Here is a 17000-nt window from a genome sequence, read left to right on the forward strand (position 1 = left end):
AAATGTTTATAGAATTCCTTTTCGAGGAAGAAGGCGAATTTCGTCCGGATAAACCGCGTCGGGAAGAGTGGAAAGAGTCGCCAGCCATTTCCCGAAATCGTCCACGGGTATCATATCATCCTGATCAAAACCTTCTCTTCCTTTCCAAATTTCAGTATAAACCGCTCCGGGATAAACCGTGATCACGCGGATCCCTTTCGGTTTCAATTCTTCTCGAAGCGCCTTTGCAAAACCGGCGATCGCGTGCCTGCTCGCGCAATACGCCGTAGACTCCGGAAATCCCTGGTAACCCGCGGTAGAGGAAAGGTAACAGAGAAAGGCGCCCGGTTTCAATAACGGAAGAATTTCCTTCGTAAGAACAAAAAGAGAATTCAAGTTGAGGACAAAATGAGCATTCCATTCTTCTAATGTAATTTGATCTACGGGTTTAAAAAGACCGCTTCCGAAAGTGAAATAAACGCCGGAAAGACTGTGAAATTGTTTTTGCAGAGAAGAGACAAATTCGGGAACTTCGGATGTTCTGGAAAGATTACATTGATAATTCTTTCCAAACTCGAACGAAGATTTCACATCGCGCACGACTCCGGTTCTCGAAATCCCGATCGCGTCTTTTCCGAGCATATCTAAATTTTCTAATACGGATTTCCCGATCCCGGAACCCGCTCCGGCGACGAGTATGGGAGTTTTTTTTTCGGAAGAAGACAAGTCGATTCTCCCTTAGGAAAAAGTCGCCGGATAAACCGGAAATTCCGTGGAGAATACTTCGGCGCGATCCCGATCGGCGTCGGTCTGGCTTTGACGAATCGTCTTCGTTTCGATCGGATAAGAAAGACTTTTCCAGGAAACCATGTATTTCAGTATAAAATCGGTAGCTTCCAGATTCCGATTCGCTTGAATCAAATCCTTTCCCCAAACCGTGATCCCGTGTTTTTCTATGATACAAAAAGGGACCGTCGGTTTGTATGCTTTTAGATATCGTTCCAAACAATCGGAAATATCTTGTACATTCGGAAAATTGTATATTACAGGAACATAAACTTTTGGATTTTCGTCCCAGATCCCGTAAGCCTTCAAAATTTCTATCGCGGGGAGTTCCAAAAGTGCAATCGGCTCGAGTTTAGAAGTATTGGCGCCGATTAGATTGGACTCGAGAGTATGAACGTGAAGTCCACATCCCGCGTCCTGGAAAGCCCGATAGACCGCGCGATGGATCGACGTTTCCGCGCTCGGCTTCAGTCCCTTCTCAGGCTTCGCGTCCTTGGAACCGACCGGTTTTCCCGACTCGATATCGACATAGAGAAAATTACGTTTGTTTAATAAGTTTTTGTCGAGTCCGCTTCCGCTGACCCAGAATCCGGATTCTCCCGGAAAACGAACGGAAAGATTGCCGGCGGTTCCGGGCATCCATCCGTTTTTGTGATAGACGGCCCCCAGTCCAGAGAGCCGTTCCAATTGTTTTTTGACGGACATGTCAGTCCAAGGAATTGGTTTCTTCCACGTAATTGGGAACCCAACCGCTCATGTCTTGGAAGTAACGTACTGCCTTGATTCTTTTTTGATCGTCGAGATAAAACCAGTGATTGGTATTTCTAGGAACGGAAATGAAATCGTCTTTAACAACGTGAACCAAGAATTTTTCACCCTTGAGAGCGAATCCGAATACTCCGGATCCGTCCACGATGTAACGAACTTCTTCGTCCGTGTGATAGTGAACGCGGTCGAACTTCGCGAGCATTTCGTTTAAACCGGAAACGTTCGGATGAAGCACGATCAGATCCCGAGACTGATATCCTTCTTTTTCTTTCAGGGTTTGAAATCGATCGTCGAGTTTGCTTAGGAGATTTTCCTTTTCGGAGTCCGCCAAAACTTCCTTATTGGTAAGTTCGGTCGCGTTATCCGGAACCTTCCAATGATCGTAATCAATCCCTCTTTCTTTGAGAAAGGATTTTACCTCGTTTGTCTCCTTGATTTCAGGCAGACCTTTTTGTCTTACTATCGTTGCCATAGCAGATACTCCGCAGATTTTATTTGTTGACCCTTTCTACGTAAGTGAGATCTCGCAGGTCTATTTTTACGACGTCGCCCTGCTTAACGAAAATAGGAACGTTGATTTCACCGCCTGTTTCGACGGTGACTCGTTTTTGCGCGGTCCCGGATGTGTCGCCTTTCAGACCTTCTTCCGCATAAGTGACTTCCAAGATGGCGAAGTTCGGAGGAATGACTCCGATCGGTTTCCCTTCGTAGAAAGTGACTTCCATCGCGGTTTCCTCTTTTAAAAACGGAAGAATGTCCTCCACGTATTCTTTGGAGACGGGCATTTGCTCGTAATCGTTCGAATCCATAAAAATGATATCATCCCCTTCGGTGTAGCAGATGGTCATATTTCTTTTTTCTAACTCGACACTTTCTAATTTTTCCGCCGCTTTGAAGGTTCTTTCGATGGAACTATTTCTGGTGAGGTTCTTTAATTTTGTTCTGATAAAAGCGGAGCCTTTACCCGGGTTTACGAACTCGGTTTTTACTACCGAATACAGATCCCCTTCCACTTTGAGAACCATCCCTTTTTTTACTTCTGTGATACCAAGAGTCATGGATTTTCCTAAGAATAGATTGCGCTCCTTCTATTTGTTTTGAAACAGGCCCCCTGTCAAGAAAAAGAAGCCATACCACGCGATCCATAGCATTCTCCGGAAGTCGTCGGAGGACCTTATGAAAATCCATCGGAACTAAGACAATTCTTCCATAAAATTCGCGGCCCCACCCCGAATTTTTGGGTCGAAGGGTGGTAAGCGAATCATTGAGTTTCGGAGGCGGGAAAATCGGCGAGACCTTCCTCTGTCACAAAATCAAACTTTTCGCAAGCGAAAAGTTCCACGTAGGAGCTCTTACAAATACCTCTTCTTGGGAATGATTCTCCTCGTCGTATCATCTCCTCTCAACTTGTAGGCAAGGGTTATGCATCGGACCGGAGCCATTCCACAGAGTTTATGGAAAAGTGCGCAAACCACAAGAAGGATTAGAGTTTTGTGGATCCATTCTTCGGAGCTCCTGGAACGATCGAAGAGCGTGTGCAATTTGTAATAATTCAAGCTCGAATTGTAATAGACTTTTTTGAGACCGAAAACACGCTCCCGGAGAACTCAAGTAGGAACGTAAAGCAGACGTATGAAATTAAAATCTCTTATCTTATTTGCAATCATTCTATCGGCGCTTACGGGAAATTGCAAACCGAAAGAAACGATCACGGTGACCGGATCCGAAACGATGCACGTGATGCTGCAGATGATCGGACTGGAATATTCCAGAAAAAAATCGGGCACTCAAGTGATCGTAAACGGAGGCGGATCCATCGAAGGAATCGAAAAATTATTCCAAGGGAAGACCGACATCGCCGCGGCGAGCCGACCGCTTACGGAAAAAGAACTCAAAGAATTCGATTCCAGAGGGAAGTTCGAATCTCTCGCGGTGGCTTATGACGGGATCGCGATCATCGTCAATCCATCCAACACGGTCCGTAAAATCAGTTTGGAAACTGCTTCTAAGATTTTTTCCGGAGAGATCACCGATTGGTCAAAACTCGGCGGAAAAGCGGGAAAGATTCAAGTAGTCATTCGAAACGACAAGTCCGGAACGGCCGCCTACTTTGAAACTCACGTATTAAAACAAAAGGACCTTGGCCCTAAAAATTACGAGGCTCGTAAGAATGTGGAATATTCCCCAAATTCGAAAATCGTTTCCGATAACGACGGGATGGCTTCCGTGATCGATTCCGATCCGAACGCGATCGGGTTTATGGGAATGGGAAGCGCCCTCTTTGAGAACAAGGGAAAGGTAAGGGCCTTAGAATATTCTTTATCCGGAAAGGAACCCTATGTCGTTCCGAGTATCGAGAACGTCTACAACAGAACATACGAATTATCCAGAGGATTGTATCTATTCTATCTTTCCGACCACGGACAAAAAATCGACGATTTTATCACATACGTTACGAGCGAAGACGGACAGAAGACGATCTTAAAAAGCGGATATCTGCGCGGATCTCTTCCAACCGTGGAAGTCGAAGTTAAAAAATAGAATAAAACTTTAGAATCCCGGAATTTTTTGAAAGGAAAAGGATTGATTTTCAACATTTTCCGGATCTAATCGATTATATGGGTCGCCGTACTTTACTCGGAATCGCCGCGCTGATCGTTGCTGGATGTTTTCTTGCAGACGGTTTTGCGGAGAGTAAATTAGAATCTTATAAACCGCTTGTAAGAGCTAAGGCCCAGTCCGGGAGTATTTCTCAGTTTTCCAATCCATTTACAAAAGGGATTTCCTTCGGAGACGACGACAAGGGCCGAGTCGATTTCCTAAGACTGGATTGTTTCTCCGGAAAATTCTTACCCAATCGCACCATCCCTAAAATCGAAATCATTTCCGGTAGAGTTTCTCTTTCCTTTCGTTATCTTTCTCTACCTCCACCGACGGCTGTTTAAGGAACCATTCAATTCTGTATTCAGGGAGTAAGTCTCCCCGTTGCAAGGCGGCCGTTTCTTTGGGCAAAGAGAAACTTCTTCCTCGGACGCACACAGAATCTCCATTTCGGAAATATTCTCATTCTTGTCCTGAATCTCCTAAACGTGAGAATGTCCTAAACCGGGGATGCAATATAAAACGATGGCCGGAAGCAGGTTTCGAAAGTCCTCCTTCCGGCTTTTTTTAAGAATCCGGAATTTCAGTTCTTAGTTGACGGAAGACGCGAAGATTCGAGGATTTCAGAAGAGCCACGGAGCAATTCCACTGACCACTTTTTCCAAAACTCAAACTCCAACCTTACAAAGCCAGACGACAAGCCCGCAAGAGTGGCTGAATTGGAAATGGCAGATTCAGAATCGGATCAAAACACAAGAAGAACTTTCCCGCAGAATCAAACTTACCGAAAAAGAAAAACTTTCCTTTGACGCGTGTTCCGCGTTTTTTGAATTCTCCGTAACTCCTTATTATCTGGAACTCGCCGACCCGGACGATCCGAAATGTCCGATCCGACTTCAGATCGTTCCTCAGGAAGAAGAATTGATCCGAAACGGATTCGAAAGACAGGATCCGCTCGCCGAAGAATCGAATATGCCGGTCAAAGGAGTCACTCACCGTTATCACGATCGAGCGCTCTGGTATTTGTCCCATGTCTGTGCGGTCTATTGCAGATTCTGCACCCGCAAAAGAAAGGTGAGTAAATCCTTTCACACACCCGGCAAGGAAGAATGGGACCAAGCCCTCGCTTATTTTAGAGCGCATACGGAGATCAAAGAAGTGATTCTTTCAGGAGGAGATCCGCTCAATCTTTCAAACGATCGATTGGATTATCTCTTAGGCGAACTCAAATCGATTTCGCATATCAATCAGGTGAGAATTCACACCCGTTATCCGGTCACGCTTCCGATGCGAATAGATTCTTCGCTTTGCGGAATTCTTAAAAAACACTTTCCTGTTTTTTTAGTCACACACTTCAATCATCCGAAGGAAATCACTCCTCTCGTAAAGGAAAGAATCGCGCTTCTCATCCAAGAAGGGAACGTAATGGTTCTCAACCAAGGCGTTCTTTTAAAAGGCATCAACGATTCTCCTGAAATTCTGAAGGAACTGTTTTACGGTCTGACGGCGATCGGGATCAAACCCTACTACCTGCATCAGTGCGACGAAGTCTGGGGAAGCGGAGGATTTCGAGTCGAAATCGCAAAGGGCGTCGAGATCATGAAACAGATTCGGGGAAGAATTTCCGGACTTTCCGTTCCTCTTTACGTCGTGGATCTCACAGGCGGAGGAGGAAAGGTTCCCCTGCCCGCGGAATATCTGGCGGAGAAGAAAGAAAATTCCTACGTCTTTCGTAATTACCAGGATGACCTCTATGAAATCAGTTACTAATATTCGAAATTCTTTTTGTAATGAAGACCGAAAGTTTGCGGTCTCGAAGGGAATTACTCAAAGGATTCTTCTGAGTTTATGGATGCTCGGTTTTTGTTTTGCGACATGCAAAACTCCGGAGAGCAAAGGGGCATCAACTTCGATCGAAACTCCGCGCTATCTAAGACTCAATTACGACGTCGTCTATGAAACCTCCGAAGCGGTAACTCTCCTCAACTCCGGGAAACTCTTCGCCAGAGGGTTATTCTACGAATTTCAGATCAATTCTTCCCAAAGCAAATACGAACGGGTGCGCGCTTCGTCTTATACGGAAGACAATCAGATCGATTTTAAGCACCTTTTGACTTCGGAAGAAATGAATTCCCTCCAGAATAAACAATATCAATACTTCCCGATGCCGAACGATTCCAGGGCCAGCGTCCTGACGGGAATTCACAACGGGAAATGTTACGTTCGTTGGGAATGGCAAAAGGAATCCTTTGTTTTTGTCTTTGAAACGGACCTAAAAAACGAGACCGGAGATTCTCCAGCGGCGCTCGGAAAAGAATTTCATGAAAATATCCGTAAAGGACTCAGAATTTTTTAGTCTTCTTGACCAATTCTGTACAGGTCCATATTCTATCCCTTACAAGGATCTGACATGTGGCTGAAGCTGGGAGATTCGGAAATTATCAACCTGGATTATATATCCACGATCAAAAAAAATCCCTCTTCGAACGCGATTGAGATCATTTATAACGATCTCAATCATATCAAATCCCTACCGTTTCGGAATCCGGAAGAAAGAGACAGGGCGTATGACGCGATCCTGGAAAATCTTTCGAGAATGAAATTATTTTTTGAGTAGAGAGGGAAGATGGAGTCGATCAAACAAAATCTGCAAACCGTATTTTCCCTAAAACCGTTCGAGATCCTTTATTATGGATCCAGACAAAGGGGAGATTTCCGGGATTCGTCCGATTTTAATTTTTTTCTTTTGGCCGATCCGAGCGATCAGTTAAAGAGCACGTTCTTGCGGGAGATCAACGCGATCTTGAGTCCTCTCGAAGAAATCGCACCCGTACATTTGGTCACGGCGGATACGGATTCTTTTATAGCGAGGCTCCGCGTCTTCGAACCTTCCGCGACTCATATCTGCGAAATGGGAGAACCGTTTTTCGGGAAAGAATACTTCCCTCTTCTTGTGGAAGAATGGAACAAACTCAAATCCAACCCAATCGATTCGGTTGCCACCGGGAAACATCTCCGAAAAAGATATCGTTTTTATAAGAGCATTTCTCCAAGAAGCACCAAAGAAGAGATCATGAGAATGGAGAGATTAGTGGCTCTTTATCTGCAAAATTGGATCTTCAGAGAAATCGAGGATTTGAGTTGGATCGAAGTCGTTCACGCCGATATCCCTTCGAGACTGATTTCGATGGTTCGCGATCTTTACAAAAAGGAAGCAACCGAGAACACTTTAGAAATTTTGAATCTTTATGAGGAAATTCTGAAGTTAAAGACCGAAATCAGGAATCACCAAAATCATTTTTCCGCAGAGAAGTTTCAAACTCTCAAAGATACGATTCGTTTCGAAGAAAAAGAAATCAAAATTCTCAAATTGAATTATTGAGAAGAATTCCGTCGTTGTTACGACGACGTCCGTCCGTGAAACCCGCGCGCCCCACCCTGATCTTGGGTGGAGGGGTGGGTGGTGGAAGACTCGGGTGACTTTTCTCTATCAGAAAAATCTACTTTTTGCAAGTAATAAATTCAACGTAGGAACTCCTACAAAAATCCATTTCCTTGAGCGCCGAATCGCTTCCAATTTGCTGGAAAGTTCTCTTTTCTTTGGGAAGGGCATTTGACTTTCGAATGAAAAGCGGAACTTTATTCTCTTTCAAGATTGGTTTAAAAGAAATTTTTTATAATCCTTGAGAACGGACTTGAAGTCCGTTTCAAGGATTATTCCAAACGACTGCTTGTGATAGCGGATTCTCGGAAAACCTGATAGATTGGATGGTCCGGGTTCCGAAAATCACCGCTCAAAAATGCCGTCAACCTCGGGCTATCGCAGTTTCGGCTAACGTTTCGAAAAAAGATAATGCGACACGATCCATTCTTCTCCGTTGCGGTATTTCCAGAGTTCGGCGCAAGCCATAAAGAAAACCTTCCAGTAGACGAACCATTTGAGCGCTTGATCGGAGCCGTAGGTCGCGGAAAGAATCCTTGTGATCTCGTACTTGTTTCGAAGCATTCCTTCGAGCCATGCTTCCGAAGTTTTCGCGTAGTGATTGCCGTTTACGACCCACTGATTTTGAATTTGAAAATCCTTCTGAAAATACAAAAACAAATCGTGGGAAGGCATTTGTCCGCCGGTGAAAAAATATTTAGACATCCAATCCGTATCGTCCACCACTTCAAAAGCATACGCAAACTTATGATGAGTAAAAATATGAACGAAGAAGAGACCGTTCGGTTTTAGAAACCCGGAAAATTTCTCGAAGAGACGCTCATAATTTTTCATGTGCTCCAGCATTTCGACGGAAACCAAACGATCGAACTTCTTCGCGATCTTAAACTCGTTCATATCGGCGGTGAGAATGGTTAGATTTTTGAGCCCTCTTTTTTTGGCCTCTCCGTCGATAAATTTTTTCTGACTTTTCGAATTGGAAACTCCGGTAATCGAAGATTTTGGAAACCGCTCCGCCATAAAAAGCGACAAAGATCCCCATCCGCATCCGAGATCAAGAACGCTCATCCCGTTTTCTATCTGCGCCCTTTCGCAGGTGATCTCGAGCATTCTTCTTTCCGATTCGTCAAAGGAAGTATCTTTCGTCTCCCAATAACCGGAACTGTATTTCATGTGTTTTCCCATCACGAGCTTGAAGAATTCGGAGGGAACTTCGTAGTGTTGCTCGTTAGCCGCACCCGTGTGAATCGCGATGGGAGATTTTTTTAGGGTATTCACGTATTCCATCAGATGTTTCTGATTGTTTTCAAGAGATCCTTTGTCTTCGTCTCTCAAACGTTGTTTTAATAACTGGCGGATTCGAACTCGAATCAGCCAGTGCGGGAAAAAATCCTTTTCCATTAGATCGTAAATCCATTTCATGAAAGAATATCCTTTTTGTTATATTCTATTTTTAGAATGTTCTAAAACCGCAAGGTCGCTTCGGAAAAGCAACGCGAGAACGTTTGCTCCGCGATCGGCCGTTCACTTTCTTTTCCGACCTAAGATTTCGGGAACCACGGAAAAAACGAGTTCGTTTTCCGGATGTATTCCTTATACAATTCGCCTTTCGACTTTAATTGCCCTACTTCGTTCAGAGGAACCCCGGTTACCTTTGTAAGAAGGATAAACATGACGATCGGAGAAATCAAGCCGATCCAGCCGTATGGAGAACCGAGCGCAAACACCGCAAAGGCAATCCAAATCAGCCATTCGAAAAAATAATTCGGATGTCTCGAATATCTCCACAATCCTACGTCGCAAACTTTTCCCTTGTTCTCCTGATTTTTCTTAAACTCGTTGAGCTGAAAGTCGGCCCAGGCCTCGCCTAACACGGCAACGACGAAAAGCGCCATCGCAAATATTTCGAAACGATTCGTATTCGGATTATCGTTGATATTCGGAAATACGAACGGAAGACTCAAAAGTACCGCGAGAATTCCCTGAAATTGAAAGATGTTCGTAAAAAACTTTCTATCCACTTGGTCTCCATATTCGGCGCGAAAGGCCGTATAACGCGGATCTTCGTGTCCTGAAAAAACTCTTGTGATCAGGATAAAAAGAGAAAGTCTCCATCCCCAGAATGCGACGATCGCAGTGATTTGCGCCGTCCTCAAAGGGAAACCGTCGCCTAACCAATAGTAAACAATCGCCGCCGTGGAAATACAAAGTCCCCAACCCACGTCCACGATCGCGTAATTGTTAGCTCGTTTACCGAACCACCAAAGTACCGTCATCAAAAGAAACACCGCCGCCCAGGCGGATAACATGAGAGTTAAAACTTGCAGGAGCATGAACTTACGACTTCCTAAATTATTTATTTTCTTTCTTCTTCGAATCGAATAGTTTCTCAGCTCTTCTCATAAAGGGTAAAAGTAAGAAGTAGAGAATCAGCGAGACCGCCGGAACCCATAGAAACCATCCGAGGACCGCAAAACCGGCAACGTCGAAAATCCCCTTTGCAATTTCGGAAATATTCTCGACGCTAATATTCTCCGCCCAATGCAGATCCAAAGGAATTCCCAAAATACCGGAGCCGGTTTTCAAAAACGGAAATATCAAAAGTATCTGCAAAGGATAAACCAGATAATTCGCCAGTTGAATCGTGACCGGATTCAATCTTAGAAGAACTCCCAAAAGTCCACAGATCGTCATCGTCGTTCCGATCAACGGAAAAACTCCGAAACCCGCGCCTACGACTATGCTCAAGGTGATCTTTTCGGGAGTAATCCCGGACTTCAATTCCCTCTTGATAATTTCGAAAACGTTCTTAGGCGCGAAGTGTTTTAAAAAATGAAAAATGGATTTTCGGGTTGGATGAGAATTTGTTTCTTTCACGATATTCTCACCATTCCCGTTGAATTCTCCTTTTGAAATCTATTTTTCAAAGCGTGAGATTATTCGGTCTCGTATAAACGACTTGAACCACGCTGATATTTTTCATCGAGAACGCCGCGGCACAGTATGAAAAATAGTATCTCCATTTCCGAATAAACGATTCGCTAAAACCCATATCTCTAATCAAAGCGATATTGGAATCAAATCCCTTCAGCCAAGTCATGAGCGTATGATCGTATTTGATTCCGATATCTTCGAGAGAATAGAGATGAAAGTCGCCGGTCTTATTGATCGCTTGGTTGATTCTCGCGATCGAAGGAAGGAGCGAACCCGGAAAAATATGCTTCTGTATGAAGTCCACGCCTTTACGAAAGGATTCGTATCTCGCATCCGGACTGGTTATGATCTGATGAACCATGATCCCGTCCTTTTTTAAAACACGGTTGCACATCGCGAAAAAATCCTCGAAGTATTCGTGCCCTACTGCCTCCAACATTTCCACCGTCACCAGTTTATCATAGGAGCCTTGGATCTTTCGATAGTCGTCCTTTCTCACTTCGACTCGATCGGACAAACCTTCCGATTGGATCTTCTCGATCGCATAACGATATTGCTCCTCCGAAATCGTATAGGTGGTCACCTTGCAGCCGTAATTCTTCGCCGCATAAGTGGATAGTCCCGCCCAACCCGTGCCGATTTCCAAAAGGTGATCCGTCGATTTCAACCTAAGTTTTTTACAAAGAATTTCTAACTTTGCAAGTTGGGCTTTTTCCAAACTTTCTTCCATTGTTTGAAAGTAAGCGCAGGAATAAGTCATCGTTGGATCTAAAAATTTATTATAGAATTCGTTCCCGAGGTCGTAATGATCCACTATATTCTTCTTACTTCCTTTAATCGAATTTCTACGAAAGAGATGCAGGAGCCGGCTTCCGATGTTCGTCAGACTCAAGTGCGCAAAACGATTCTTACTTCCGCTTACCGAAGGTGAATTTTCCAAATTGTAAATGAACCAGGATATGACGGTCCGGATATCGTCCGTATCCCAATCACCGTCCATATAAGATTCGGAAAAACCAAGATCTCCATTCAGGACCGTTTTCTTAAAAAAGATCGGATTGTGAATGTGCACGATTCCCTTATGAAATTCTGGCGGATCGTCGCTTTGCGGATTTCCAAGATAGGCCTTTTCTCCGTTAGGCAACACCAACCGGATCGAACCTTTTTGCATTGGGGACAAGGCCCTAAAAAAAAGGTTCTTATAAAATCCGAACGAGCCGGATTCGGCCGGAGTGATCGTCATTTCCGAATCTTGAAATTTTATATTGGACTCAGTGGTTCTTTCCAAGATGAACTCCTTTTTGTAAATCTATGTTGTTTTGTTTTTTTATAAAAGGCAGACCTTTCAGATATAATTTCAAAGCCTGCCAGTGAATCAGAACGATTACTTTGACCGTTACGAGCGGATATCGGAAAAACATTTTTAATAAAGATATATCGGAAATCTCTAATTTAGTTCCGGTGTAGGTCGTCACCATGACCGTCCTTCCGTTTTCTATCGCGTCGATGCGGATATTCAATCTTTCCTGCGACGGCCTCAACGTGAATTCAAACTCGGAAGTCAAATCCACGAAGGGAGATACGTAGAAGAATTTTCCTGTTTTTAAACGAAAGGCCCCGTCCTTCCAAGTATCCTTTCCTAAAATAAAAGGTTTTTGTTCTCCAAAAGTATTTCCCACTTCTGCGACGGCGCAAATAGGCTCTTCTCTTTCGTCATAGAAAAAATAAAACGAAACCGGATTAAAAACATAACCTAAAACACGAACGTTCGTGATTAGGACAATCCTTCCGACAGGTTCGGAAACTCCGTTTTGTCTTAGATATTCTAAAATATTTTCCTTCACGGAAGATTTACCGAAGTCGAGGTGATCCTTCGCGGAAAACTGAAAGAGCGCTCTTCGATCCACTCCGAAAAGTCGAAAGTTTTTGTCCAAAGACTGCAATTCGTCAAGATCCAGGCCAAATGTGAATATCCCGTATCGGAAAGTATTCTTCTTCGGGAACCTGCGATCGTGCATAACTTTTGCCTGATAGATGCAAGAATTCAATCCCAGACCTTCCTACCCAATAAAGTTTCGCTCAATTCTCTCGCAGACCAAAGCCCGTCCTCGTGAAATCCGTTCCGAAAATAACTCCCACAGAAAAATACGTTTCCTTCCCGATTGAGTTCCGGCAAACGGCTTTGTGCGTTTAAAGATCCTACGGTGAACAGAGGGTGTTCATATTCAATTTCTTGCATGATCTTTTTCCGATCCACCGTTCCGGGATCGTTGATCGAAACGTAATAATTCTTTTTTTGAGATACGTTCTGCAAGGAATTCATCCAATATACCGTAAAGGCGCGGTCTTGTCCGTTCACCTTTTCAATACGATAGTTCCAAGAAGACCAAGAAAGTTTCGTCTTCGGCATCGATACGTCGTCCGTATGCAAGGTCGCGATATTCTTCTGGTATTTGAATTCTTGCAACAGCTCCTTTTGCAAGCGGGTCGGGCTTTTCAGAAGTTTGAGGGAAATGTCCCCGTGTGTCGCGAGAATCACCTTATCGAATATGCTCGATTTCCCGTTCTTTAACGTGACTCTGACTTTCTCGCCGACGTTTTCGACCGATCGGACTTCGGAATTCAATTGAAAACGATCCAGGATGGGAGCGGTTAAACGTTTGACGTATTCCCTCGAACCCCCGTGAACCGTGTACCATTGATGTTGCGTATTCAAACCCATGAAGCCGTGGTTCAAAAAGAAATTCACCAATCCGTAAGCGGGGAACTGAAGCATAAGATCGTCGGGTGTGGACCAAACGGCGGAACTCATCGGAACGAGATAGAAATCCAAAAGATCGCGATGAAACCCTTCCTTAGTCATATACTCTTCGAGAGTAAATGACTTATATTTAGAATTTCCTAATATTCGCGGCGCTTCGTTGTTGAACCGATTGATATTGTATAAAAGTCTTAAAAACCGAAAGTTAAGAAAATTCTTTCTCTGAGCGAAAAGTCCGTTGATGCCGGAACCGCAAAACTCCAATCCTTCGGGTACGTGTTGAACGCTAAAAGACATCGAAGATTTTTTTGTGGGGACTTTCAACTCTTCAAAGAGCCGTTTGAGATTGGGATACGTAACGTGATTGAACACGATAAAACCCGTATCGATCGGGATATTTTTCCCGTCTTCCTCGACTTCCACGGTATTCGTATGTCCGCCGATATAAGATCCTTTTTCAAAAATCGTAAGATCGAATTCCTTTTGCAGGAAATGAGCGCAACCCATCCCCGCGATTCCGGTTCCTATGATTGCTAAGGATTCTTTCTTCTTTTTAGTTTCGATCTGGGTGGATTTTTTTTTCCCAGAATTTTTCTTTTTAGAAACCGAATCTCCGGTTTTCTTTTTCAAATTCTTTTTCAAGAACTACCCGTCCTTTCTTTGTGTATAATAGACAGGAAGAATACGTTCGGATGTAAAAAAAACTTTCCAAAATTAATTTCAATTTCATTTCACTTGTAATTCATAAAGAAACAAGCATTTCATCTTTTTGGAATGAGATCAAGCGTTCACAAAACTGTAAGCGAGAACGATGTAACGAGCGATACGAAGAGTGAACACAATCGGAATAAAATAAGATAATCTTTGCTTAAAAAATCCGGAAAGAATTGTAATCGGATCTCCAACAACCGGAAGAAACGAAAGCGCTAATACGAAATGACCCCAGGTTTGCATTTTGAGCGCGATATAAGAATAGAGCTTGGACGTTTCGATCTTATTCTCCACTCCGGACCGAAACCAAATTCCCAATCCATAATTGACCGCGCATGCGGAACAATTACCTATCGACGCCCATAAGACGGCTTCCTTGATGGAAAGTCCTGAGACAATGGCGAAAACGAGTGCGGCCTCCGAACTGAATGGGAGGATGGTCGCGGCCGCGAAAGAAACGATAGCGAGACCCGGCCCTCCGTAGAGAGGGATCAGTCTTGTTAGCATTTCCCAAAAGTTTGGTTCTGGCATTCGAGATTCCTATTTCACTCGATAAAACCGATCTTATAGACGCGGTTTTCGTTCCATTCTTTTCAAAAAAATCGGAATCCTATATCCGAAAATGAATCCGATTCTTCTTTCGATGTGGAACCATACATTCCACTATTTGATCTTATACCACTAAAGAACCAAAAGGGATATATATATACGTCATTGAAAATTTAAACAGCGGTTTTCGATATTTCAAAAGTCCGGCCCTATGGTTACAAGTCACGCACTTTAGTTTTCAAAAGCATGCCGAATCCGCACGGAGCTCCTTCGGGAATCTTATTTTATTTCGCTTACCATTTAATACATTATAAATTGTTAATGTATTATTTTTGCGTCTTCTGGGCCCGATACTTTTTAGTAAAATACAAATCCCGCATCTTATTATCATAAGACACCTGTAAGTAGAAATATCCTACATCGTTCGGAACCGTTTTTAAACACTTCCCGGTCCTAGACACATCAAACACAACGAGGAAGACAACATGAGAAAGGAATATTCTGTTTTACTAATAGGACTGGCCTGCGCCATATATCCCGGCATAGCCGTCTTTGGCGAAGGCGAATCGGAAAAAATTTCCGCGCAATACGCACCCTGGTCCTTGAAAATCGGAGGAGGAATCGGACGCGCGGAGGACGTTAAATACAAAGAGAACGAAGGAAAGACCAATAACTATCGACTCTCCGCAGAATACAATCCCCGTTACTTCGGTTTCGAGTTCGGGATTACTCACAAAATATTCTCTCTGAGCGTTCCGTCACATGCAGACCATATCCTTCCGTATCTGACCTACATAAACATCGGCAGAAACGGAAATCTGTCAAATGAAACCATATATAACGCGTTTGTCGCGGCCGGAGATCCGCTCCGAGATAGGAACAATTTTTCGCTAACATTCCTCGATATCGGTCCCACGTTTCACATGAGACCGGGAAAAACATTCGACCCGTATATTTCCATCGGGGCGGGAACGACCGGATTTGATAGGTTTGCATCGTACCGCGGTTTTGCCCGCTTAGGATTTAAGATCAACTTCGATCGTTTTTTCATTTTCTCAGAGGCGGAAGGTTCCGCGATCAACAGATATTACGTTAGAGATTTGAGAGTCAATTACAACGAATATTCCGGTATGGTCGGTGTCGGCTTTCATTTCGGGGGAGACGAAAGTCCGACAAAAAAAGAAGAGCCGATTACGAGTTTGTCCTCGTTCTAAACCGGACGAAACGAAACCGATATAATAATTTCTTTAGATTTAGGAAGAAGAAGTTTGCGATTCTTCTTCCTGAGCTTGAACGACATTCGTGGACAAAGATCAATTCAGTTGAGGATCGGAGATTCTTATCTTTTGAATGAACGCCTTATTACGCATGGGAATTCGATAACTTCTTTGATAAGACCGCGAGTAAGAGCCGGAGCAAGAACCGTAAGCGGCAACCTTACGATCCGATCAGCCTGAAAAAATTTTTCAAAATCGAATTCTCATTTTATACCGATCGAAGTCGACGGAGATACGAAAATTAGGATCGCGAAAAATATGTCTGCATCGACTTGTGAATCTTCTCGGCTTCCAGTCCGGCGCGGCTCGCAAAGTCCAAACCGCTCGAGGCAAAGTGAATTCCGCGAGAAGAATTGATAAGCGAATTGGTTCCGCAGACCGGAAGTAAGTCCTCCAGTTTCGCACCTTGCGCTCCAAAACCCGGAATCAAAAAAATACGATCCGGATTTTGTTTACGAAGAGTTTCAAGTTCCTGGGGATTGGTTGCGCCCACAACAAAACCGAGATTGAGCGGCGAGATCGAATTGGCAACGTAAGCCACTTCTTCATAGAGAGTTCTTCCGGTTTCGGAAAATCTTTTTTTCTGAAATTGAGCCGAGTCCGGATTGGAAGTCAGACAAAGCCAGAAGACAAGATGATCCTGATATTCCAAAAACGGACGAAGAGAATCGAGTCCCATGTAAGGAGAAAGCGTGAGACTGTCTACTTGAAGATCCCCGAAATAGTATCGAGCGTATTGTCTCGCCGTGTTATCCAAATCTCCGCGTTTGATATCGGCGACGATCGGGATCTCGGGATAATTACTTTTGAGATGTCCGATCACTTTTTCGAACTGTCTGATCCCCGAAGATCCGAAAACTTCGAAGAAGGCGATGTTCGGCTTGTATGCTACCGCGTAAGGCGCCGTGGCATCGATGATCTCGCGACAGAAATGAACAAGAGGTTCAGGACTTCGCTTAATCATTTCGGGAAGTTTGCAGTAGTCGGGGTCGAGCCCGACACAAAGAAGAGATTTGAGAGATCGGCTCCGGGTCAGGAATTTACTTTGAAAATTCATCGCCCCTCCCCCGGACAAACGATCTTATTTGCGAACGATATGTTTCTGTGCAAATTGCGGAAGCACAAACGCAGCCTTATGCATTTCGGCGGAATAATACTTCAATCCTTGCGGAACTCTTTTAGGATCCGGAAC

Annotated in this window: 20 protein-coding genes (1 of these 20 running past the window's edge); 7 read left to right on the forward strand and 13 right to left on the reverse strand. The window is 44.0% G+C overall.

Annotated features, from left to right (window positions below):
* Positions 1 to 6 precede the first annotated feature (6 nt).
* The 4 genes from CH376_RS13720 to efp are packed head-to-tail and all read right to left on the reverse strand — an operon-like array spanning position 7 to position 2591.
* On the reverse strand, positions 7 to 705 hold the full coding sequence (locus CH376_RS13720; protein ID WP_100786155.1) for an SDR family oxidoreductase: 699 nt from the start codon (positions 703 to 705) through the stop codon (positions 7 to 9).
* Positions 706 to 717: 12 nt separating this feature from the next.
* Entirely contained in the window at positions 718 to 1470 is a 753-nt protein-coding gene (gene mtnB, locus CH376_RS13725; RefSeq protein ID WP_100786154.1) for a methylthioribulose 1-phosphate dehydratase, read from the reverse strand.
* A gap of 1 nt (position 1471) precedes the next feature.
* Positions 1472 to 2005 (reverse strand): 1,2-dihydroxy-3-keto-5-methylthiopentene dioxygenase, encoded by a 534-nt coding sequence (locus CH376_RS13730; protein ID WP_100786153.1) that lies wholly within the window; start codon positions 2003 to 2005, stop codon positions 1472 to 1474.
* A gap of 19 nt (positions 2006 to 2024) precedes the next feature.
* Complete coding sequence (gene efp, locus CH376_RS13735) at positions 2025 to 2591, reverse strand: elongation factor P (protein WP_100786152.1); 567 nt, start codon at positions 2589 to 2591, stop codon at positions 2025 to 2027.
* A gap of 574 nt (positions 2592 to 3165) precedes the next feature.
* Here efp and CH376_RS13740 point away from each other — a divergent pair.
* The 6 genes from CH376_RS13740 (at position 3166) to CH376_RS13765 (ending at position 7516) form a co-directional block, all read left to right on the forward strand.
* Positions 3166 to 4074 (forward strand): phosphate ABC transporter substrate-binding protein, encoded by a 909-nt coding sequence (locus CH376_RS13740; RefSeq protein ID WP_100786151.1) that lies wholly within the window; start codon positions 3166 to 3168, stop codon positions 4072 to 4074.
* A 77-nt stretch (positions 4075 to 4151) separates the two neighbouring features.
* Entirely contained in the window at positions 4152 to 4478 is a 327-nt protein-coding gene (locus CH376_RS13745; protein WP_100786150.1) for a hypothetical protein, read from the forward strand.
* 304 nt (positions 4479 to 4782) lie between these two features.
* A complete protein-coding gene (locus CH376_RS13750; protein WP_100786193.1) occupies positions 4783 to 5904 on the forward strand; it encodes a KamA family radical SAM protein in 1122 nt (373 codons plus the stop codon).
* Between the two features lie 82 nt (positions 5905 to 5986).
* Positions 5987 to 6490: a hypothetical protein gene (locus CH376_RS13755; protein ID WP_243394751.1), complete on the forward strand. Its 504-nt coding sequence runs from the start codon at positions 5987 to 5989 to the stop codon at positions 6488 to 6490.
* Between the two features lie 54 nt (positions 6491 to 6544).
* Complete coding sequence (locus tag CH376_RS13760) at positions 6545 to 6751, forward strand: hypothetical protein (protein WP_100786149.1); 207 nt, start codon at positions 6545 to 6547, stop codon at positions 6749 to 6751.
* A gap of 9 nt (positions 6752 to 6760) precedes the next feature.
* On the forward strand, positions 6761 to 7516 hold the full coding sequence (locus tag CH376_RS13765; RefSeq protein WP_100786148.1) for a hypothetical protein: 756 nt from the start codon (positions 6761 to 6763) through the stop codon (positions 7514 to 7516).
* A 450-nt stretch (positions 7517 to 7966) separates the two neighbouring features.
* Here the strand turns inward: CH376_RS13765 and CH376_RS13770 are convergent, their stop codons facing one another.
* The 7 genes from CH376_RS13770 to CH376_RS13800 all read right to left on the reverse strand — a co-directional run bounded on the left by CH376_RS13770 (position 7967) and on the right by CH376_RS13800 (position 14513).
* Positions 7967 to 8998 carry an SAM-dependent methyltransferase gene (locus tag CH376_RS13770; RefSeq protein ID WP_100786147.1) on the reverse strand — a complete coding sequence of 344 codons (1032 nt, stop codon included), beginning with the start codon at positions 8996 to 8998 and terminating at the stop codon, positions 7967 to 7969.
* 119 nt (positions 8999 to 9117) lie between these two features.
* Positions 9118 to 9909: a DUF1295 domain-containing protein gene (locus CH376_RS13775; protein WP_100786146.1), complete on the reverse strand. Its 792-nt coding sequence runs from the start codon at positions 9907 to 9909 to the stop codon at positions 9118 to 9120.
* A gap of 19 nt (positions 9910 to 9928) precedes the next feature.
* Positions 9929 to 10456, reverse strand: a complete 528-nt coding sequence (locus CH376_RS13780; RefSeq protein ID WP_100786145.1) for a DUF2062 domain-containing protein — start codon at positions 10454 to 10456, stop codon at positions 9929 to 9931.
* Between the two features lie 43 nt (positions 10457 to 10499).
* Positions 10500 to 11798 (reverse strand): SAM-dependent methyltransferase, encoded by a 1299-nt coding sequence (locus CH376_RS13785; RefSeq protein ID WP_207767183.1) that lies wholly within the window; start codon positions 11796 to 11798, stop codon positions 10500 to 10502.
* Positions 11782 to 12558 (reverse strand): DUF1365 domain-containing protein, encoded by a 777-nt coding sequence (locus CH376_RS13790; protein ID WP_207767182.1) that lies wholly within the window; start codon positions 12556 to 12558, stop codon positions 11782 to 11784. The genes CH376_RS13785 and CH376_RS13790 overlap by 17 nt, the downstream gene beginning before the upstream one ends.
* The gene (locus CH376_RS13795; protein WP_100786143.1) at positions 12555 to 13913 is read right to left on the reverse strand and encodes an NAD(P)/FAD-dependent oxidoreductase; all 1359 of its coding nucleotides are present in this window, start codon (positions 13911 to 13913) and stop codon (positions 12555 to 12557) included. Before CH376_RS13795 ends, CH376_RS13790 begins: the two co-directional genes overlap by 4 nt.
* A gap of 138 nt (positions 13914 to 14051) precedes the next feature.
* Positions 14052 to 14513, reverse strand: coding sequence for a YqaA family protein (locus tag CH376_RS13800; protein WP_100786142.1), 462 nt, complete (start codon positions 14511 to 14513; stop codon positions 14052 to 14054).
* A gap of 503 nt (positions 14514 to 15016) precedes the next feature.
* Between CH376_RS13800 and CH376_RS13805 the strand changes: the two genes are divergently transcribed.
* Positions 15017 to 15745, forward strand: a complete 729-nt coding sequence (locus CH376_RS13805) for a hypothetical protein (protein WP_100786141.1) — start codon at positions 15017 to 15019, stop codon at positions 15743 to 15745.
* Positions 15746 to 16049: 304 nt separating this feature from the next.
* Here CH376_RS13805 and pyrF read toward each other — a convergent pair whose 3' ends face one another.
* Together pyrF and speE are read right to left on the reverse strand one after the other, a co-directional pair.
* Positions 16050 to 16865 (reverse strand): orotidine-5'-phosphate decarboxylase, encoded by an 816-nt coding sequence (gene pyrF / locus CH376_RS13810; protein ID WP_100786190.1) that lies wholly within the window; start codon positions 16863 to 16865, stop codon positions 16050 to 16052.
* A 24-nt stretch (positions 16866 to 16889) separates the two neighbouring features.
* Positions 16890 to 17000, reverse strand: the 3' end of a protein-coding gene (gene speE / locus CH376_RS13815) for a polyamine aminopropyltransferase (RefSeq protein ID WP_100786140.1). It continues 732 nt past the right edge of the window; the window shows 111 of its 843 coding nt (coding positions 733-843); its start codon lies off the right edge, out of view; its stop codon occupies positions 16890 to 16892.

The sequence above is a fragment of the Leptospira adleri genome, from assembly GCF_002811985.1.
GTDB classification, from domain to species: Bacteria; Spirochaetota; Leptospiria; order Leptospirales; family Leptospiraceae; genus Leptospira; species Leptospira adleri.